The 207-nt window shown below is 42.0% G+C and carries 1 pseudogene; it reads left to right on the forward strand.

Annotated elements, in window-relative coordinates:
* Positions 1–207 (forward strand): annotated as a pseudogene (locus ADH54_RS07065) (hypothetical protein); the annotation flags it as partial.

Below are 207 nucleotides of genomic sequence, written 5' to 3' on the forward strand. Positions count from 1 at the left end.
GTTGAGTATGTTAGAGATGGTGAACGAGAAGTTGACACACCTAATGAACGCGTTGAAGGAGCTGAAGGTAAAACAGTTACAACAACCACTTACGATGTAGATTCAAACGACGGTCATATCACAGAACACGTTGGTAACCCAGTCGTCACCCCAGCAGGTAAGACAATTGTTAAAGTTGGTGCGAAAACTAAGGTTGAACAATCTAAA

It is taken from the genome of Streptococcus pseudopneumoniae, assembly GCF_001072315.1.
Lineage (GTDB): Bacteria > Bacillota > Bacilli > Lactobacillales > Streptococcaceae > Streptococcus > Streptococcus pseudopneumoniae_R.